This window comes from Alishewanella aestuarii B11 (genome assembly GCF_000280055.1).
GTDB lineage: Bacteria > Pseudomonadota > Gammaproteobacteria > Enterobacterales > Alteromonadaceae > Alishewanella > Alishewanella aestuarii.
On sequence record NZ_ALAB01000035.1, the window covers coordinates 104,738 to 123,413 of the forward strand.

18 protein-coding genes are annotated in these 18,676 nt (G+C 53.8%); 10 read left to right on the top strand and 8 right to left on the bottom strand.

Annotated features, from left to right (window positions below; translation table 11 throughout):
• Positions 1–23: 23 nt before the first annotated feature.
• Positions 24–734, bottom strand: a complete 711-nt coding sequence (locus AEST_RS13655; RefSeq protein WP_008609736.1) for an SIMPL domain-containing protein — start codon at positions 732–734, stop codon at positions 24–26.
• A 72-nt stretch (positions 735–806) separates the two neighbouring features.
• Positions 807–1,835 carry an S-methyl-5-thioribose-1-phosphate isomerase gene (mtnA, locus tag AEST_RS13660; protein WP_008609737.1) on the bottom strand — a complete coding sequence of 343 codons (1,029 nt, stop codon included), beginning with the start codon at positions 1,833–1,835 and terminating at the stop codon, positions 807–809.
• Between the two features lie 90 nt (positions 1,836–1,925).
• Here mtnA and mtnK point away from each other — a divergent pair, with 90 nt between their 5' ends.
• From mtnK to AEST_RS13690, 6 genes are all read left to right on the top strand, one after another.
• On the top strand, positions 1,926–3,125 hold the full coding sequence (gene mtnK, locus AEST_RS13665) for an S-methyl-5-thioribose kinase (RefSeq protein ID WP_008609738.1): 1,200 nt from the start codon (positions 1,926–1,928) through the stop codon (positions 3,123–3,125).
• Positions 3,126–3,248: 123 nt separating this feature from the next.
• The gene (locus tag AEST_RS13670) at positions 3,249–3,929 is read left to right on the top strand and encodes an ABC transporter ATP-binding protein (protein WP_008609739.1); all 681 of its coding nucleotides are present in this window, start codon (positions 3,249–3,251) and stop codon (positions 3,927–3,929) included.
• Positions 3,917–4,858: an HlyD family secretion protein gene (locus AEST_RS13675; RefSeq protein WP_008609740.1), complete on the top strand. Its 942-nt coding sequence runs from the start codon at positions 3,917–3,919 to the stop codon at positions 4,856–4,858. Before AEST_RS13670 ends, AEST_RS13675 begins: the two co-directional genes overlap by 13 nt.
• The gene (locus AEST_RS13680) at positions 4,858–5,868 is read left to right on the top strand and encodes an HlyD family secretion protein (protein WP_008609741.1); all 1,011 of its coding nucleotides are present in this window, start codon (positions 4,858–4,860) and stop codon (positions 5,866–5,868) included. The genes AEST_RS13675 and AEST_RS13680 overlap by 1 nt, the downstream gene beginning before the upstream one ends.
• Entirely contained in the window at positions 5,869–7,062 is a 1,194-nt protein-coding gene (locus AEST_RS13685; RefSeq protein WP_008609742.1) for an efflux RND transporter periplasmic adaptor subunit, read from the top strand. It begins immediately after the preceding gene.
• Between the two features lies 1 nt (position 7,063).
• A complete protein-coding gene (locus AEST_RS13690; RefSeq protein ID WP_008609743.1) occupies positions 7,064–8,299 on the top strand; it encodes an ABC transporter permease in 1,236 nt (411 codons plus the stop codon).
• 61 nt (positions 8,300–8,360) lie between these two features.
• Here the strand turns inward: AEST_RS13690 and AEST_RS13695 are convergent, their stop codons facing one another.
• The 4 genes from AEST_RS13695 to AEST_RS13710 all read right to left on the bottom strand — a co-directional run bounded on the left by AEST_RS13695 (position 8,361) and on the right by AEST_RS13710 (position 13,414).
• A complete protein-coding gene (locus AEST_RS13695) occupies positions 8,361–8,960 on the bottom strand; it encodes a redoxin domain-containing protein (RefSeq protein WP_008609744.1) in 600 nt (199 codons plus the stop codon).
• 34 nt (positions 8,961–8,994) lie between these two features.
• The gene (locus tag AEST_RS13700) at positions 8,995–11,040 is read right to left on the bottom strand and encodes a protein-disulfide reductase DsbD family protein (RefSeq protein WP_008609745.1); all 2,046 of its coding nucleotides are present in this window, start codon (positions 11,038–11,040) and stop codon (positions 8,995–8,997) included.
• A 194-nt stretch (positions 11,041–11,234) separates the two neighbouring features.
• On the bottom strand, positions 11,235–12,791 hold the full coding sequence (locus tag AEST_RS13705; protein WP_008609746.1) for a serine hydrolase: 1,557 nt from the start codon (positions 12,789–12,791) through the stop codon (positions 11,235–11,237).
• 11 nt (positions 12,792–12,802) lie between these two features.
• Positions 12,803–13,414: a flavin reductase family protein gene (locus AEST_RS13710; RefSeq protein WP_008609747.1), complete on the bottom strand. Its 612-nt coding sequence runs from the start codon at positions 13,412–13,414 to the stop codon at positions 12,803–12,805.
• Between the two features lie 122 nt (positions 13,415–13,536).
• Between AEST_RS13710 and ltaE the strand changes: the two genes are divergently transcribed.
• The 4 genes from ltaE to gloA2 all read left to right on the top strand — a co-directional run bounded on the left by ltaE (position 13,537) and on the right by gloA2 (position 17,414).
• Positions 13,537–14,619 (top strand): low-specificity L-threonine aldolase, encoded by a 1,083-nt coding sequence (gene ltaE, locus AEST_RS13715; RefSeq protein WP_039925540.1) that lies wholly within the window; start codon positions 13,537–13,539, stop codon positions 14,617–14,619.
• A gap of 59 nt (positions 14,620–14,678) precedes the next feature.
• Positions 14,679–15,965 (top strand): amidohydrolase, encoded by a 1,287-nt coding sequence (locus tag AEST_RS13720; RefSeq protein ID WP_008609750.1) that lies wholly within the window; start codon positions 14,679–14,681, stop codon positions 15,963–15,965.
• A 79-nt stretch (positions 15,966–16,044) separates the two neighbouring features.
• Positions 16,045–17,019, top strand: coding sequence for a tetratricopeptide repeat protein (locus AEST_RS13725; protein WP_008609751.1), 975 nt, complete (start codon positions 16,045–16,047; stop codon positions 17,017–17,019).
• Complete coding sequence (gloA2, locus tag AEST_RS13730) at positions 17,019–17,414, top strand: SMU1112c/YaeR family gloxylase I-like metalloprotein (RefSeq protein ID WP_008609752.1); 396 nt, start codon at positions 17,019–17,021, stop codon at positions 17,412–17,414. The genes AEST_RS13725 and gloA2 overlap by 1 nt, the downstream gene beginning before the upstream one ends.
• 140 nt (positions 17,415–17,554) lie before the next feature.
• Here the strand turns inward: gloA2 and AEST_RS13735 are convergent, their stop codons facing one another.
• On the bottom strand, positions 17,555–17,971 hold the full coding sequence (locus AEST_RS13735) for a GFA family protein (protein WP_039925541.1): 417 nt from the start codon (positions 17,969–17,971) through the stop codon (positions 17,555–17,557).
• Positions 17,972–17,997: 26 nt separating this feature from the next.
• Complete coding sequence (locus tag AEST_RS13740; protein ID WP_008609754.1) at positions 17,998–18,636, bottom strand: hypothetical protein; 639 nt, start codon at positions 18,634–18,636, stop codon at positions 17,998–18,000.
• Positions 18,637–18,676 lie beyond the last annotated feature (40 nt).

Sequence of the window (18,676 nt, forward strand, 5' to 3'; positions counted from 1 at the left end):
AGCTTCCTTAGTTTACTCAACCCCTAGTCAGACAGATAATACTCAACTGTGGTCACTACGCGTACCTTTTTAATATGGGGTGTATTGGCATCCCGGTCGCTAATCGAAAACTGCCCTTGCGAAGCGGTTTTGATTTTTCCCAGCTGGCTTTGTGAATCCTGCGCAAATTTTAACGCCACTTCGCGCGCCTGCTTGGTCGCTTCTTCAATCATCTGTGGCTTTAGCTCATTCAGTGCCGTAAAGCTGTATTCCACCCGGTTCTGGTAAGGATCCTGATTAAAGACAATACCCTGGCGCCCCAGTTGGCCGATAGCACTGATCAGGCCGCGGATTTTTGCCACATCCTTACTATAAACCGTTAGCGTCTGGCTGGCGATATAGCGAAACTCCGCCCGATCGCCTTCACCATACTGCTGTGCTTTTTTATCAATCACATTTGGCGCGGCACGGCTGATGGCACTGGCCTCGACACCGCCCTGTTGCAAAAACGCCGTAATTAGGCCGCTTTGCTGCTCCAGGGTTTCAAATAAGCTGCCCAGCTGATTATCGGCCACCGTAAACTGGATCGGCCAAATTACGGTATCGGCTGCCGCTTCCTGCTCGGCCAGGCCTTTTACATTGACCACCCGCTCATATTCTTTAAATTTTACCGCCATTTGCTGCACCAGAAATCCCAGTGCCGCCAGCCCGAGTATCAGGCTAAAACCCAGTATTGTTGCTGCCTTGCTTTGCATCTTCATTCTCCTTATTGCCAGTACCCTACTGTAATACCGGCATACTGTGCGACTTGAGTGATTAACGCCGACTTAATAGTTTAGTTGCTGTAGCACACCGGCAGCAATTTGCTGCTGGTTATATACCCCGCTATCCAGTACCCAGCCGGTGACCAGCTTCGCCGGTGTCACATCAAAGGCCGGGTTAAATACCGCGGCCTGCGCCGGCGCCCACAGCGTTTGGCCAAAGGCACCTGACACACCGCGTACTTCATCCGCAGCGCGCTGCTCGATGGGAATAGCCCCCCCATCCGGACAGGCCAGGTCGATCGTAGTACGCGGTGCCACCACATAAAACGGCACCTGATGATAATGCGCCAGCACCGCCAGGCTATAGGTACCGACTTTATTGGCAAAGTCGCCATTGGCGGCAATACGGTCGGCGCCAACAAAGATCCGATCCACCTCACCGCGTGCCATTAACATCGCCGCCATATTGTCGCAAATCAGCTGATAGGGAATGCCCAGCTGTTCGCATTCCCAGGCTGTCAGCCGGCCGCCTTGCAATAACGGCCGGGTTTCATCTACCCAGAGCCGGATAGTTTTGCCCTGCTGCTGCGCCAGCCGAATCACCCCCAGCGCAGTGCCAACACCAGCAGTGGCGAGGCCACCGGTATTACAATGCGTCAGTAGCCGCTCGCCGGGTTGCACCAGCGCAGCTCCATTTGCGGCCAGTTGTTCACATAACGCCACATCTTCGGCAAACAAGGCTTCTGCACAGGCCACTGCCGCCGCGACAAAATCCGGCTGCGCCAGCGCCACCAGCATGCTGTCCAGGTTATTCATTAAATTGACTGCGGTGGGCCTTGCCGCGCGCAGCACAGCGGCGTCTTGCAGCAGCTGCTCGCGGCTATCCCCCTGTAAGGCGCGGTAGGCCAGTAACAGCACAGCGCCAATGCCAATAGCCGGCGCACCACGCAATTGTAAGTTCTTGATCAGGCTCACCATCTGTGGCACGGTAGTGCAATGCAACCATTGCTGTTGCTGGGGCAGTAAAGTTTGGTCCAGCACATAAAGCTGATGCTCGACTAGTTTCAGGCTTAAGGCGGTCAGGTTTTTCATCTGTTTTATCTCATTTGGCGTTGCAGACGTCTGGATGTTTTGCGATTATGCAGCCCTGTTTACCCCTGAGCAAGTGATTGAGGCAACCCGATGACGGCTTATCATATCTTTACCCCGGACGATGCGTTACGTTTTGCGGACCGGCATAGTGAACTCTTTGGCGATCACAGTAAATTATCTGCCGTCGAATTTGGCGACGGTAATCTGAATCTGGTATTCCGGGTCAGCAATGATAAAGGCACCTCGCTGATCGTCAAGCAGGCATTACCCTATGCCCGTTGCGTGGGGGAAAGCTGGCCGCTTAGCACCGACCGCGCCCGGATCGAGGCCGAAGTGTTGCAGCAGCATGGCCGCTTTTGCCCACAACATACGGTGGAAGTATTGCATTTTGATCCGGCGTTATCGGCTATTTTAATGGAAGATCTGAAGCAGTATCAGATTTTGCGCAGCGAACTGGTCAAGGGCAAAACCTTTGCGCATCTGGCCAGCCAAATGGCAAGCTATCTGGCACAAACCTTGTTTTACAGCAGTGATTTTGTGCTGAGCGGCCCGGTTAAAAAAGCCGCCGTGGCCCGCTTTATCAACCCAGAGCTGTGCCTGATCACCGAGGATTTATTCTTTACCGACCCATACTGTAATCACGAGCGCAATACTATCCATACCCTGATTCTGCCGCGGGCACGCCAGCTATGGCAGGACGAAGAACTGCAGGCCGAGGTGGCGGCGCTAAAGGCCGACTTTTTGTCCAAACCCCAGGCCTTGCTGCATGGTGATGTGCATAGCGGCAGTATCTTTATTAATGCGGATAACTGCAAAGTCATCGACGCCGAGTTTGGCTTTTATGGCCCGATCGGCTTTGATATCGGGTCCCTGCTCGGTAACTTATTGCTAAACTACGTCGCCTGCCCCGGTCTGTTTGCGCCAGAACAAGCAGAGCAGCAACAAGCCTATTTATTAGCGCAAATCCGTGAGCTCTGGCAGCAATTTGCTGCGCAGTTTAGCCAGTTAATGGCCAGCGAAACGCAAGACAGCGCCTTGCAAAACAGCCGCTACCAGCAACACTTTTTACAACAGGTATTGGCCGATAGTCTGGGTTACGCCGGTTGTGAGCTGATCCGCCGTACCGTTGGCTTGGCGCATGTCGCTGATCTGGAGAAAATTACCGATGCCAGTAAGCGGGCAGAGGCGGAGCTCCGGGCTATTGAGTTGGGGCGGGCCCTGATTATGCAACGGGCACAGTTAGCGCAAATGGACGCCGTGTTGTCGCTGGTGCAGCAATTTGCGCTATAAGTACCTAACGCAGGTGCGCTGTTCCTGAAATAACTGCTTACATTTTTCGCTGCGACCTTACTGGTCGTAGCTGGCCCGGCTATGGCAGACTGTTGTTAATAAACTATTACAACAGGGAAAGCGATGATCCAGGCCTCAGCACTTAGCAAAGTATTTGGCAGTGGCGATACCCAGGTGCAGGCGTTACGGGATGTCAGTCTGCAAATTGCTGAAAACGAATTTGTTGCCATTATGGGCAGCTCCGGCTCCGGCAAATCGACACTAATGAACATTCTTGGCTGCCTGGATACGCCAAGCAGTGGCAGCTATCAGTTAGCCGGCGCCGATGTCAGCCAACTGGATGACGCCGCCCTCTCCGCCATGCGTAATCAGCATATCGGTTTTATTTTCCAGTCTTTTCACCTGTTACCACGCCTTAGCGCGGCCGAGAACGTGGCGCTACCGCTGCGCTATACCGCTACGCCGGCTGAGCAGGCATTACAACGGGCCGAAACCTTGTTACAGCAGGTTGGTCTGGGCCACCGTATGCACCATAAACCTGCCGAGATGTCCGGCGGCCAGCGCCAGCGCGTTGCTATCGCCCGCGCCCTAATCAATAACCCCAAGGTGATCTTTGCCGACGAGCCGACCGGCAACCTCGACAGTAAAACCTCAGTCGAAATTATGCAGCTGTTAACCGAGTTACATCGCCAGGGCAATACCGTGGTGATGGTAACGCACGAAGATGATATCGCCGCCTATGCACAACGGGTGATCCGGATGCGCGACGGTCAGATCTTGGAGGATAGCGGATGTTCAGTCTGAGTTTTGTCTTTGCGCTGGCACTCAGTCAGCAAGCCGAGCAGCCATTACCGCTGCTGTTAACCGGCAGCCTGGTATCGGAATACCGGCAAAATATCGTGGCGCCGATGAGCGACACCTGGCGCATTCAGGTGCAGTGGCTAAAACCGGAAAATGAAGCCGTACAGGCCGGCGATCTGGTCGCGGTATTCGATGCCGGCACTATTCAGGCCAATATTGAACGCCTGAAAACATCCCTGATAAGTGCGCAGGAACAGTATAAGCAATTGGAAAGCCAGCACGCCTTAAAGGTGCTGGAAGCCGAGTATGAACTGGAGCGGCGGCAGTTACTGCTGGAAAAGGCCGATATTGATGCTGCTGTACCCAAAACAAACCTGAGCTTATATGATTACGAAAATAATCAGTTAACTCAGCAACGTGCCCGCACCGAGCTGAAAAAAGCTCAGGAAACCCTGGTAACGGCGCGGCAGGAGCAACAAAATGCCCTGTATAAGCAACAACTGGTGATCGAAAAAACCGCCGCTGAGCTGGCCGAGGCCGAACAAAACCTCAGTAAAATGAGTGTGTATGCCGAACGTGATGGCGCCATCAGTTATAGTTTGCATCCCTGGTACCGCACTAAGTTATTCGCCGGCGTCACCGCACAGCCGGGCTGGTTAATTGCCGAGGTAACAGAACAACAAGGCTTGTACGTTGAGGCCTGGGTACATGAGGTCGATGTCGGCCGCTTGCGGCAGGCCAGCCAGATCAGTGCCCGCTTTGATATCGCCCCGGAACAACAGTTCGCACTGCAATTACAGGAATTAGCCGGTCAGGGTGAAAAGCGTCAGGCTTGGGGTAATGCCTTGTACTATCGCGCTAAGTTCACGGCTGAAAGCTTACCTATTAGCCAACCGATGTTGGGCATGGGCTTACTACTGGAGGCCCGCTAATGACAGCACGCTACCTATATCTTCGTATTACTCTGCTTAGCCTGGGCCTGCTTGGGCTTAGCGCCTGTAGCAAACCGGCAGAACAAGTCAAAGAGCAGCAGCAACGGCAACAGGTTCGGGCCACCGGACAACTGGCAGCCGCTACATTTTTTACTGTTTCACCACCGGCTGTCGGTCGGATGTGGCAGTTTAACATCCGCGAAATGGCACCGGAGAGCAGCATGCTGCAGCCCGGCATGCCGGTCATCAGCTTTGATGGTCAGAGCCTGCAGGATGATTTACGCAATAAAAGTATCGAACTGAAAAGTGCGCAGCAAGAGTTGGCAAACCGTCTCACCACTGATGAGCAGCGCTATGAAGAGCTGAAGCTGCAACTGGCAGAACGCAAAAACGATCATGACCGGGAACAACGCAAGGCAGAAATCGTCGATCATTCCCGCTCAGAAAATGGCAGACGCAAAGCACAAATTGACTTTACGCTGGCAAAAAGCCAATACCAGCTGGCACAGCGCCGGCTGGATTTTCATCAGCAGCAACGCGAAGCAGAAAAGCAGATTATCTCATCAAAAATTGCCCGCTTAACTGCTGAAGTCCAGCAACTGCAGGCCGAGTTCGCCTCGTTACAAATCAAAGCCCCCTATGCCGGTATTATGGTGTATTTACCGGACTATAACGGCGAGAAATCTTCCGTTGGCGATACTGTGCAATTCGGGCAACCTATTGCCGAGGTCAGTCAGTTAGAAAGTTTGTATATTAAAACCGAAATTGACGAAGTGGATTTGAAGTACCTGCAACCGGGCCTGAGTGTACAAATCACGCTGGATGCCTATCCGGAGCGTAACTTTAGTGGGGTACTGACTGACCTGGGCAAGGCGGTACGCAATAAATCTGCCGAGAACCTGAGCCGGGTGGTCGACGCCAGCATTAAACTGGATGAACCGGACTTAAGCATTATGCGCCCCGGTATGAGCGCCCGTTTAGTGATTCGTCTGTCGCAGGGAGCGAACTAAATGCGTCTATTAAAAAACTCCGCGCTGAATCTCTGCCTTTGCGCCCTGCTGCTTACCGGCTGTGCCGATCCGGCGCAAACGCAGCCACTGCTCACAGTCAGCCAGGGTGAGCTGGAGCACCGCATTAGTGCCGAAGGTGAGCTCTTTGCCGTGAACTCGGTGAGCATTAATGCGCCACAAAATACCCGCGGCCCACGTTTTATTGCCGAATTAGCCCCCGAGTACAGCAGTATTGCGCCGGGCGATTTGGTGATCCGCTTTGATGCCACCCAACTGGAGCGCAGTCGCCGTGATGCGAGTAACGCCCTGGCCTCAGTGTCATCTGATCAGCAATTTAAAGGTACCCAGCAAGCAGCAGAACTGGCCAATATTGGGTTGGATCAACGGCTGGTGCAGCAGGAATTTGCTTTCGCCGATCGCTTTAGTATTGATGATATCCAAATCCGTTCGCGGCTGGAAATTCTCGATTCACTGCAAAACAAAGAGTTTCTTGGTGAAAAGCAAGCCTACCTTAACTGGCAGCAACAAAGCTTTGCCGCCCGCTCGCAGGGCGAGCTGGACTTACTGCAATTGCAAAAAGGTCAGCAACAAAGTTTGCTAGAGCAAGCCGAAACCGGCTTGTCAGCGCTGGAAATCCGGGCGCCGCACAGCGGCATCCTGCTCTACGACAGCAACTGGCGCGGTGAAAAACCAGAGGTCGGTCGCATGGTGTTTCCCGGTGAAAAGCTGGGGAGCATCCCCGATCTCAGTTTACAGCACCTGAAGTTACAAATTATTGAACAGGAAGCCGTTGGTCTGGCCACGGAGCAGCCGGTGTCATTCCGGCTCACCGCACAACCGGAACAGGTACTGCAGGGTAAAATTGTCAGCGTGGGCCAGGTGGCGCAATCCCGCGAGCGGCGGGATCCCCGCCGCTATATCGAAGTGATCGTGGCGCCAGACAGCCAGCAAAGCTTCTTCTTGCCGGGTGCGAAAGTGCGCGCCGATATTTTGGCGAACCGTTTAACGCAGGTGCTGACCGTGCCATTACAAGCGGTGTTTAGCGATGAGCAGGGGCAATATGTCTGGAAACAGCAAGGCACAAGTTTAACCCGTCAGGACGTGAGTTTGGGTGCGAAGAGTCTGACACATGCCGAAATTACCGCTGGCCTGAAAGCCGGTGATCGCATCAGCCTGCTGGCACCGGAGAATTAATATGCAACATAGTGCAATGCTCAAAGATACACTGGCCGAACTGGCGCAGCATAAGTTACGCACCTTCCTGACCTTACTGGGCATGATCTTCGGTGTTGGCGCAGTGATCGCCATGTTGAATATTGGTGAAGGCGCAGAGCGCGAAGCCTTAAAAACCATTGAAACCATGGGCCTGCGCAATATTATCGTCGAAAGTAAAAGCTTTGATGAGAAAACCCTGCTCGAGCATCGTAAACATTCACTGGGAGTCAGTCAGAGCGATCTGCAGGCGGCGGTCAGCACGCTACCGGATATCACCGGCCACAGTGCCGAACGCAAGCTGGAAACCTATGCCATTATCAGCCATAGCGGCAAAAGTGAGGGTGTTGCGGTCGGTGTCTTACCCAGCTACCTGGAGCTGAGTAGTCTGCCACTGGCGGCCGGGCGTAACTTTACTGAACTGGAAGATCTGTACGCGGCCCAGGTGGCGATCCTTGGCTCGCAGATGGCTGGCAGCTTGTTTCCGGACGGCGAAGCGCTGGGAAAATACGTGAAGGTTAACCATGTCTGGCTACAGGTGATTGGCGTGCTGGCCGAGCCCTTCACCAGCCAGAATGAATTTCAGGGTATTAAACTCGGCGGTGAACAGAACCAGTTGTTTATGCCGCTGCAAACCGCCCGTAACCGCTTTCGCAGTATACCGCTGGATGCTGAGCTAAGTTCGTTCCGCTTACAACTGGCTGAGGGCGCCAATACCGCAGTGATAGCGCAGGCTCTTAACGCTTTGCTACTGCAGCGCCATAATGATATTGATGATTATCGGATCGTGGTGCCGGCGGCCTTACTGGCACAGCAGGAACAAACCCAGAAAATTTTTAATATCGTCATGTCCTGTGTCGCCGGTATTTCGTTGCTGGTGGGCGGTATCGGTATTATGAATATTATGCTGGCGACCGTACTGGAGCGGACCAAAGAAATTGGCTTATTGCGGGCCATTGGTGCCACCAAACGTGATATTAAACTGCAGTTTGTCGCCGAGAGCTTTACCATTGCTATTGTTGGCGGTATTGCGGGTATTCTGTTCGGCATTATTCTGTCGGAATTAATCGCCTTTTATTCCGGCTGGGCGGTGTCCTGGTCGCTACCGGCGATAGTGCTGAGCTTTAGCATTTGTGCGCTGATTGGTATCGCCTTTGGCGTCTATCCGGCGATTAAAGCCTCGGAGCTGGATCCCATCACTGCGCTGCAAACCGATTAACAACCCACTCTTCAATGTTCTCCGCGCTGAAGCAAATAGCATCAACGCGGAGAACAATCGCTTAGTACTTAATGCTGCAACCATAAGGCCGGCTTACTGCCGGATCCGGCGCCTGCCCGGCCAGTACCGCTTTGGCCGCATTGGCAAAGTACGGCGTTGCCGTTTGGATATCTTCTACTTTAGCAGACGGAATGCTATCAATACCGCCCATATACTGCAGTACACCGTTTTTGTCGATCACGTACATATGTGGTGTTGTGCGGGCATCATAGGCTTTACCCATCACGCCGTCTTCATCAAAAATAACCGCTGTTGGCGCGGCGCCACGGCTGCTGGTCAACTCATCAGATTTTGCCTGATTCACATGGCCTTGCTTACCCGGTGCCGAGGAGATCACACTCAACCACACCACATCTTGCGCCGTCAGATCTTTTTGCAGTTGCTGCATATTGCCCTGATAGTGTTTTACTACAAAGGGGCAATCGTGATTGGTCCACTCCAGCACCACATTCTTACCGGCGAAATCCTGCAGGCTATGCACCTGACCGGCGGAATCTTTTACGGTAAAAGCCGGTGCCGGTTGACCAACCTGCGGCGCGGCAGCCAGGCTACCAGCAAAGACCGCGGCAGCGGCCAGAGCTAACAATTTCATTTTTTTCATCATAGACTCCTGTTGCGTTTAAAAACGGGCGACCTTACTGATTACTCAGCCGCTCTAAAGTTTGCCGGAGCGTATCCGGCGTTAAAATCTGCGGTAAGACTTCTGGTGTCTGCCCGGGCCAATACAACACATATAGCGGCACGCCATCGCGCTGGTACTGGTGCAAATAGGCGGTAATATCGGCATCACGCCGCGTCCAGTCGCCTTTTAAATAGGTCACATCATACAGCGCCAGCGCTGCTTTACTGCTTTCGGTATTTAGCGCCACCCGCTCATTGACCAGACAGGTAATGCACCAATCGGCGGTCATATTCACCAATACTGGTTTGCCGCTTTGTCTCAGCTGCGCCAGTTTACCCGGGCTCCAGGCTTGCCAGTGCGCATCTGCCGCCGCTGCGGCCGGTGTCGCACTGTCCGGCACTAAGCGCAATACCCCAACCGATAATAAGAGTAGCAGCGCCGCCAACAGCGGGCGGCTCCAGCCGGCGCGGCTAAATTGCCAACTACCGTATAACCAGCAGGCAGCAGCGATTGCCACCATACCGCAGAGCAGTACAGCGACCGCATCGATACCCGCCTGACGGCCAAATACCCAAACCAGCCAGACCGCGCTTAAATACAGCGGAAACGCCAACAGCTGCTTTAAGGTATCCATCCAGGCGCCGGGTTTTGGCAACGCGCGGGCTAAAGCTGGCAAGTAAGCAAGCAATAAAAACGGCAGCGCCATCCCCAAGCCCAGTGCGACAAAGACCAGTAAGGCTAACAGCGGCGGCTGGGTGACGGCATAACCTAAGGCTCCACCCATAAAGGGCGCGGTACAGGGGCTGGCCACCACCACGGCCAGCACACCGGTAAAAAAGCTGCCTTTGGTGCCTTTGCTCTGAGTTAACTCGCTGCCGGCACTCATCAGGCCAAGGCCAAATTGCACTACACCGGATAAACTTAAGCCCAGGGCAAACAGTAAATACGCCAATAAAGCCACCAGCCAGGGGCTTTGTAACTGAAAGCCCCAGCCCACTGCCGAACCGGCCGCGCGCAGTGCCAGTAATAACAGCGCCAAACTGACAAAACTCAGTACCACGCCTAGCGTGTACCAGAGCGCATCACGGCGTTGCTCAGCACGCTGACCGCTATTTGCGGCGATACTTAACGCTTTGAGTGACAGCACCGGAAATACGCAAGGCATCAGATTTAGAATCAGACCGCCGGCGGCAGCCATCAGCAGAACCAGCCACAGGCTAGTGCTTTCCGCCGCAGCGGCAGGGCTGCTTTCAGCTACCGCCTCTAACAGCAAGCTGTAGCCCTGGCCATTACCACTGACCAGCACCAACTCAAAACTGTCCGCTGCACGGGTAAAATAGGTATTCAGGTTTTGCCGCAGTAACCACTCCCCTTCGCTGAATACCAGTTGTTGGGGTGCAGCATGATCCACCAGCTCAGTGGCGGCGACAAAAAACTGTTGAAAATCGACATCCGGCAAACCGCTAACCGCCGCAGAGAAGCTGCCGCCGGCAGTATCAAAGCTGCCGCGTACCGCTAATGGCAACGGCTGGCTGCTTTTACCCCGGGCGACCAGCGCAGTCGCACTATCAAAAAGTACTGCCGCTGAACCCACTGTCAGCTCTAGCTGCAATTCGGCATCTGCCGGGATACAAATTTCCTCACAGACCAACCAATCAACCTTGGCCTTAATCGGCAGGCTGCTGTCGGTATAATCGAGTGGTATTGTTAATTCTGTCAGCAGGATAGTCGGACCAGCGAAACCGTAGTTCATTAGCGGTGGAATAGAAAACGCCTGCGGTGTCGGCCACTGGATAGGGCCGGTGCTCACGCCTTCGGGTAACTGCCAGCTAATACTGGTAGGTAAGCCCGAGTCACCGGGGTTTTGCCAATAGGTATGCCAGTGTTCATCTGGAATAAAATGCAACGCCAACAGCAGTTTTTGCCCCGGCATCACTTGCTGATACTCGCTGACCAGCTCAGCCCTGATGTGCTTACTTTCGTGCCAGCCACTGCTGTGCGCCCAGACTGCGGTACTGATACAGCAGCACAACAGCATGCTAATGAAAATTCTGAACACTGTTTCCACCTCCGGTTAGCAATTTACGTTAATACAACATCTGCGATCAACCGACCAGAGAAATTGCGGCAAAATTAAGCTAAAAGCAGTAAAAAACACGATAAGTGGCAAGATGCGGACGCCACTTTAAAAAACTGGAGGTAAGCCATTCAGAGCGGACCAGGGCAGCTCATCGCCGCCCGGTTATTTTAGTGTTACCGGCGCCGAAAGCGCATATCACGATAGCTATGCCGCTCACCCGGCTCAGCCGCATAGGGTTCCAGCGTAAAGCCGGTAACCTGACGGCGGTTATTCAACTGAAAGTGGATTAACGCCGGCCCGGCGACATTAGGATCAGTCCATCGCACGATAAAGCTATGATCGGCAAAAGGTTCCAGCCGACCTTGCAGATTAATCATTCGCGCCGATTGCAGGCTTAACCCCTGCGCGTCCTGAGCAATCAGCATGCCACCAAACCAGTTGTCGTTATAGTTGCCAGCATACTCCTGCAGCGCCAGCAGTACCTCGCCGGTACCAACAGGTTGTGCCGCAGCCGGCCGACCCGCCGCCCGCTGTTGCTGCGCGGCATAAAACGCCACCCAGTCTTGTTGCTGGCCAGGCGCCAGATAATGCTTTAACAGGCTTTGCACCACCGCCTGACGGGCACCACTATTTGAACCATTGTTCAGCACCACAAAACCCAGCTGCCGCTCCGGCACTAAAACCAGATGCGCCTGAAACCCAGACAAGGTGCCGGTATGATGCACCACTTTAACGCCATGCATATCAGCCATGCGCCAGCCCAGACCATAGGCGGCAAAATTAACCTGATCCAGCTCGCGGTCATTACTGCCCACCGCCATCAGAGTTTGCGGCGCCCACATTTGCAGCAACTGCGTCTGACTAAAGGGCGCGCCCGCAGCGGCCTTACCCTGATACTGCGCCAGCAAGAACTGCAACCAGGGCACCAGATCGCTGGCACGGCAAACAATACCGCCGGCGGCGGCCGACATCAGCATCTTGCCGTCAATAGCATTACGCGGGATCGTGACAAAGCCTTCTTCGGCGCTAAAGCGATATGGCTGGGCGATATTTTGCAAGGTGGCAGCAGGCTGTTCCCCGGCAAAACACTGCATATTTAACGGCGCAAAAATGCGTTTGGCGACAAAATCCTGCCAGGGTTCGCCAGCCACTTTCGCCACCAGCTCGGCAGCCGTAATATAGAGCACATTGCTATAGGCATACTGCGTCCGGAAGCTGCTGACCGGCGTCAGATAACGCAGATTATGCACCACTTCTTCGCGGCTAAAGCCACTGGGCTCAGGCCAAATCATACTGTCGCCGGCGGCACCGGCCAGGCCACTGCGCTGGCTTAAAAGATCACGAATGGTAAATTCAGCTGTTACCCAGGGATCCTGCAGCCGGAACTGCGGTAAATACTGCACCACCTTGTCATCCCAGCTCAGCTTGCCTTCATCGACCAGAATCGCCACTGAAGCGGCAGTAAAGGCCTTACTGACCGACGCCAGCCGAAAATAGGTCTCACTATCGACCAGAGCGCCCGTTGCCAGATCGCGCTCACCAAAGCCCGCCAGATGCAACACCTGACCATCCTTTACCACCGCGATGGCCATACCGGGTGTATCAAACTGCTGCAACGCCGCCGGCACCAGCTGTGCCAGATCCGGTAACGCGGCAGGCGGGTTGGTATTGGCCCAAACGCCAACACTGCCGGCAAAACCAAGTACACAAAGCAAATAGCGTAATGTCATTCTACTGTCCTTTAAACTTGTGGTCTGAGCAAAGTCATTTTCTGGCTGGCACTGAGCGTAAAGTACTCGCCCGGGCCACCGCCGCGCAACAGCGGATCAGCTGCTAAGGTATCAAAGACGCCATTGACCAGCAGTTGCGGTGCGATATGCACCCCTATCACTTCGCCCAACACCAGCCAGGTGGGCAACTCGCGACCATCGGCGGCCTTGAGTGGCAACAACTGGCTGAGTTTACATTCAAAGCGTATCAGGCTTTCTGCGACCTGCGGCGGCCGGGCTAAACGCGACGCAGCCATCGTCAGGCCAGCCAGTTCAAACTCGTTGACCTCAGCCGGCACTGTCGCACTGGTTTGATTCATCGCCGCCGCCAGCGGCCGGCTGACCAGATTCCAGCAAAACTCGCCGCTCTGCTGGATATTTTGTACCGAATCTTTCCAGCCGGTGCTGGCAAAGCCAATAATCGGCGGGCTGTAATTAAACAAATTAAAAAAGCTGTACGGCGCCAGATTAACCTGCCCCGCGGCGCTGATACTGGAAATCCAGCCAATCGGTCGCGGGGCAATAATGCTGTTTAGCGGATCATGGGCCAGGCCATGACCCTGTGCCGGTTGATAAAAATGCACGCTTATCTTACTCCTACTCCACCTTTGCCGTTAGCCCACTACTGATGGCCGCAGCCTGCTTGTGTTTAGCCTGCCAGTAAATTAGCTTAAGTGCCAGTGTTGTTCGATTGAGAGCCGTGCCGATGCCTGATTTTCGCAGTGATACCGTAACCCGCCCCAGCCACGCCATGAAAGAGGCGATGTTTCACGCCGCGCTGGGCGATGATGTATTTAATGATGACCCCACGACGCTAGCCCTACAAGACTATGCTGCTAAGATGCTGGGTTTTGACGCAGCGCTGTTTGCACCGAGCGGCACTCAGACCAATCTGATTGCGCTGATGAGCCACTGCCAGCGCGGCGATGAAGCCATTGTCGGCCAACAGTGGCACACCTATAAATGGGAAGGTGGCGGTATGGCGGTGCTGGGCTCGATTCAGCCGCAACCGCTGGCACTGCAGGACGATGGCACCCTGGCGCTACAGGATATTCAGGATGCGATTAAACCAGACGACCTGCATTTTGCCCGTACCCGGCTGATTGTGATAGAGAATACTGTCGGTGGCAAAGTGCTGCCACTCAGTTATATGCAACAGGTCGCCGCCTTAGCCAAAGCGAATCACTTACAATGTCATATTGATGGTGCGCGGCTATTTAATGCGGCGGTCGCGCTCGCGCCCAATCATCAGCTTAGCCCGCAGGCGATGGCCCGGGCACTTTGCCAGGGTTATGACTCAGTCTCTATTTGTTTATCCAAAGGCCTGGGCGCACCGGTTGGCTCTTTGCTGTTAGGCTCTGCCGACTTTATTCAGCGTGCGCGGCGGATTCGCAAAATGCTGGGCGGTGGCATGCGACAGACGGGTGTGATTACCGCAGCCGGCCTGTATGCGCTGCAGCATAATATCGAGCGGCTGGCCGAGGATCATGCCAATGCCTGCTTGCTGGCGGAAGGCTTGCAGGCATTAAGCCAGCAAGGCCGCTTTGCCGGCCAACTCAAGGTATTGCCGGTACAAACCAATATCCTGTTTACCGAACTGCCGCTGACACTGGCCGATGAACTACAACGCTTTTTGGCACAGTATCAGGTTCAGCTAACCGCCAGTAACTACGCTAGCGCCAGTAGTCAGTTCAAACGGATGCGCTGGGTGTGTCATTTGGATATCAGCCGCGGCGATATTGAGCAGACACTGGATTTATTAGCCAGGTTTGCGCATAGTGAAGCTTAACTATTTTGCCTAGCTATTCTGCTTAGCTTGACCGATTAGCCTTGCCGCGGAGCCTGACCATGAAACTGACCTTTATTGCTGCTGCCTTATTTGCCGGTAGCCTGTTAAGCCTGAATAACAGCCATGCCGCCGAAGTACTGCGGATCAGTCCGCAGCTGGAGCAACAGGTGATCAGTTGGCGACGCGATCTGCACCAGCATCCGGAGCTGAGTAACCGCGAGTTCCGCACCGCTAAGGTGGTCGAGGATCACTTGCGTAAACTGGGGCTGGAAGTACAAACCGGTATTGCCCATACCGGTGTCGTGGCCATTTTGGATAGCGGTAAACCGGGTCCGCTACTGGCATTGCGCGCCGATATGGATGCATTGCCGGTCACGGAACTGACCGAGCTGCCGTTTCGCTCGACCGCAAAAGGCGAATATCGCGGTAAAGAAGTGGGCGTGATGCATGCCTGCGGCCATGATTTACATGTCGCCATGCTGATGGGCGCCGCCGAATATCTGGTACAGCATAAAGCGCAGCTTACTGGTAAGGTGATGTTTATTTTCCAGCCGGCCGAAGAAGGCGCACCAGCCGGTGAAGAAGGCGGCGCGGCACTGATGTTAAAGCAGGGCCTGTTTGCTAAACATAAGCCTGAGGCGATCTTTGGTATTCATGTCTGGTCAGCGGCCAATACCGGTGTGGTGCAGTATCGCAAAGGGCCGCTAATGGCCTCGTCCGATCGCTTTGAAATCCGCGTTAAGGGTAAACAAACCCATGGTTCAGCGCCCTGGGGTGGTGTTGATCCTATCGTCGCGGCGGCGCAGATTATCAATAATGTGCAAACCATTGTCAGCCGGCAGATTAATATTACCCGCGCCCCGGCGGTGCTGAGTTTTGGTATCGTTGAAGGCGGGGTGCGCAATAATATTATTCCGGATGAAGTCTATCTGGAAGGCACTATCCGCAACTTTGATATGGGTATCCGGCAGCAAATTTTTGGCCTGTTAAAGCAAGCTGCCGAAGCCAGTGCTGCCGCAACCGGCGCCACGGCCGAAGTTAAAATTGAAGAAGGTTACCCGGTTACCCTTAACGATGCCGCCCTGACCGCCCGCTCGCTGCCTATTTTGCAGCAAGTCGCCGGCCAGGATAAGGTGCTGGAAGGTCAGCTGGTCACCGGCGCCGAAGATTTCTCCTACTATGCGCTGGAAACGCCTGGCCTGTTTGTATTTTTGGGTATCACCCCGGAAGGCCAGGATCCGGCCAAGGCGCCAGCCAACCACTCGCCCTACTTTTATGCCGATGAAAAGGCACTAAAAACCGGCACCGAGATGTTTATTAACTGGGTGTTACACTATTCATCCTGAACCTTACAAAAATTTACAACTCTGGCGTGGCGATTGCGCTACACTGCTGCCATCGCCACTGCCAGAGAGAACCCAACCGATGCGCCTTACTGCTACCTTATTGCTTAGCCTGAGCTGCTTTAGTCTGCAGGCCGAACTGCCACTGCAACAACAACTGGAAACCTTATGGCAGCAAGGTGCCTATGCCGAGGCAAAAAACCTGCTGACGCCTAAAGTGACGAAGAAAACCAAAGATGCCTTTTTACTGGCGGCGCTGGGCCGCACTGAGCTGGCCTTGGGTGAAGCCGAAGCGGCCACCGACTGGCTGGAAAGAGCCATTAAGCTTGACGGCACTAATGCCGAGTATCAGTTCTACTATGCGAACGCCAGCTGTAATACCGCCCAAAAGGTGAATATGTTAAGCGCTCTCGGTCATGCCAAACGCTGTGTTAAGGCCTATGAAACGGCCCATACACTGGCCCCAACAGAAGCCAAATATTTACAGGCTCTGGCGCAGTATTATGCCCAGGCACCAGGTGTTGCCGGCGGCGATAAAGCAAAAGCCATGGCGCTGGCCAAACAACTTACTGAGGTAAACCCGCTAAAAGGTCAGCTATTACAGCTGGAACTGTTACTGCGTGAGGATCAGGCGCAGGCCGAGGCTTTACTAGCAGCTAATCCCGAGTTACAGCAAAGACCCGAGCCCTATTTCTTACTGGGCGTAACCCAGGCAGCAAAGCGCGATTATCCGGCGGCGATAGGTCAGTTCCAGCGCGCCAGCGAACAGGAAGCGGCCGATAAGGATGCGCTACGCAGTAAACTGCTGGCGTTATATCAACTGGGCCGCGCTGCGGTGATTGGTAAAACAGCAACGGAGCAAGGCATCGGCGCCCTACGCCAGTTTATCGCCGAGAGTAGCGAGCTGTTACCGGAATATCAGGATTGGGCACAGTTTCGCTTAGCTCAGCTTTATCTGGCCAACGAACAACGCCCGGACGCCGAAGCGCTGCTGCGGCCACTGCAAGCCAGCACCAAGGACGATAACCTGAAAACTGAAATTAAAAAGGTACTGTAATGCGGCCACCGGCCATGCAAGGCATTCACCATGTGGCGCTGATTTGCAGCGACTATGTGCGTAGCAAGCAGTTTTACAGCGAAACGCTCGGCCTGACGATCCTAGCCGAGCACTACCGCGCAGCGCGCCAGTCCTGGAAGCTGGATTTACAGCTGCCAGATGGCAGTCAGCTGGAGTTATTTAGCTTTGTAGGCGCACCACCCCGCCCCAGCCGCCCGGAAGCGCAGGGTCTGCGCCATCTGGCCTTTGCGGTAACAGACTTGGATGCCTGGCTGGCTTATTTACAGCAGCAAGGTGTTAGCACCGAGCCAGTAAGGGTAGACGAATATACCGGCAAGCGCTTTACGTTTTTTCAGGATCCGGATGGTTTGCCGCTGGAGTTGTATCAAGTCTAGTCATTTAACTGCCGAGCAATAGAGCAACCGCCCAAACACTAAACCAAACCCCGACTCCGGTATGCTTGACGTACCGGAGTCGTCATCTGCGATAGTGGGATAGAAACCTTTAGCTGATGTAATGCACCGCCTGTTAATGATTACTTCTTAACCGCCCGGCCAGGCTCATGTTCATCGTAGCGAGGAAGCTGCGCATCCTGGTCATCCCAGTTTGCTCTGGAAGACACAAAGTTATGTGATATCGGCTGTTCCAAAATATCGGAATCTAATATGCCCAGCCTTAAGCGCAATAACTCTGGCGAAGCGTTGTTACTGCTAAAAATTGGCGATGCACAAACTTTGCAAAAATGCCGTTTTTTGCCAGGCGCGGTTTCATAGTAACCCATTTGCTCCTCGCCTGTTTTAATCATTAAACCGGCCTTACGTACGAAACCATTTGTTGCATAAGCAGTGCCGCTGCTTTTTCTGCACTTTGAGCAATGGCAATGAATAATTGACTCAATTCCACCATGTACTTCTATCGTTACCGCACCACATAAACAGCTCCCCTGATACATCCGACGTCCTTATGCTGTCGCTTAAATTAGTTTGAGCGCTGAGTTTCACGCATCCGTTTTGACAAATTGTCAGGTGTGGTTGCCCCAATATAGACCAGCGCCACCCATACAGCGCCGCTTAGAAAAAGCAGCCACTCTATTGCCGGGCTTAGTTCGACGAAAACATTACCTTTAGTTGTTGCCGAAAGCATGGCCAGCAACAGCAGGTTAAAGCTGCCCAGTAACACCTGTTTATACTCAGCTACCCGCTGCAACAGAACCAACATACCTACGATAGCGATCGCTAAAAAGCTTGCCGAGATAATGGTTAGCAAATTATGCATCGGTGTGGTCACCGCAATAAAGGCATAGACCATAGCACCCACCCCAAATATCTGCACCGTCTTGCTGGCGATGGATTTTGGATACGAAGTGGAAATAAGCCAAAACATTACGCTAAGGCTGGTCGCGTACAGCAACATGGCAACAAAGGCGAAGCTACGGGCGGTGTTAGTCATGCCATTTAAAGCCAGCGGCTGAAATAATGCTGAGACATAATTGGCAGTAAAACTAAAACCATCGGTAGTGGCATCCCAGCTGGTGCCACCGGGATAGTTCCAGGCGGCAAGGAGCCAGAATGGTATGGAAAGTAGCAGTACGTTGAGTGGTATAGATCGCTTGTTCATAATGGATTTTGCTATCTCTTTAAAATGCTAAATAACTGTG

Excerpts from the sequence above, each read along its gene's own strand:
- AEST_RS13655 (WP_008609736.1), bottom strand. The coding sequence starts at position 734 with ATGCAAAGCAAGGCAGCAACAATACTGGGTTTTAGCCTGATACTCGGG.
- mtnA (WP_008609737.1), bottom strand. The coding sequence starts at position 1,835 with ATGAAAAACCTGACCGCCTTAAGCCTGAAACTAGTCGAGCATCAGCTT.
- mtnK (WP_008609738.1), top strand. The coding sequence starts at position 1,926 with ATGACGGCTTATCATATCTTTACCCCGGACGATGCGTTACGTTTTGCG.
- AEST_RS13670 (WP_008609739.1), top strand. The coding sequence starts at position 3,249 with ATGATCCAGGCCTCAGCACTTAGCAAAGTATTTGGCAGTGGCGATACC.
- AEST_RS13675 (WP_008609740.1), top strand. The coding sequence starts at position 3,917 with ATGTTCAGTCTGAGTTTTGTCTTTGCGCTGGCACTCAGTCAGCAAGCC.
- AEST_RS13680 (WP_008609741.1), top strand. The coding sequence starts at position 4,858 with ATGACAGCACGCTACCTATATCTTCGTATTACTCTGCTTAGCCTGGGC.
- AEST_RS13685 (WP_008609742.1), top strand. The coding sequence starts at position 5,869 with ATGCGTCTATTAAAAAACTCCGCGCTGAATCTCTGCCTTTGCGCCCTG.
- AEST_RS13690 (WP_008609743.1), top strand. The coding sequence starts at position 7,064 with ATGCAACATAGTGCAATGCTCAAAGATACACTGGCCGAACTGGCGCAG.
- AEST_RS13695 (WP_008609744.1), bottom strand. The coding sequence starts at position 8,960 with ATGAAAAAAATGAAATTGTTAGCTCTGGCCGCTGCCGCGGTCTTTGCT.
- AEST_RS13705 (WP_008609746.1), bottom strand. The coding sequence starts at position 12,791 with ATGACATTACGCTATTTGCTTTGTGTACTTGGTTTTGCCGGCAGTGTT.
- ltaE (WP_039925540.1), top strand. The coding sequence starts at position 13,537 with ATGCCTGATTTTCGCAGTGATACCGTAACCCGCCCCAGCCACGCCATG.
- AEST_RS13720 (WP_008609750.1), top strand. The coding sequence starts at position 14,679 with ATGAAACTGACCTTTATTGCTGCTGCCTTATTTGCCGGTAGCCTGTTA.
- AEST_RS13725 (WP_008609751.1), top strand. The coding sequence starts at position 16,045 with ATGCGCCTTACTGCTACCTTATTGCTTAGCCTGAGCTGCTTTAGTCTG.
- gloA2 (WP_008609752.1), top strand. The coding sequence starts at position 17,019 with ATGCGGCCACCGGCCATGCAAGGCATTCACCATGTGGCGCTGATTTGC.
- AEST_RS13735 (WP_039925541.1), bottom strand. The coding sequence starts at position 17,971 with ATGTATCAGGGGAGCTGTTTATGTGGTGCGGTAACGATAGAAGTACAT.
- AEST_RS13740 (WP_008609754.1), bottom strand. The coding sequence starts at position 18,636 with ATGAACAAGCGATCTATACCACTCAACGTACTGCTACTTTCCATACCA.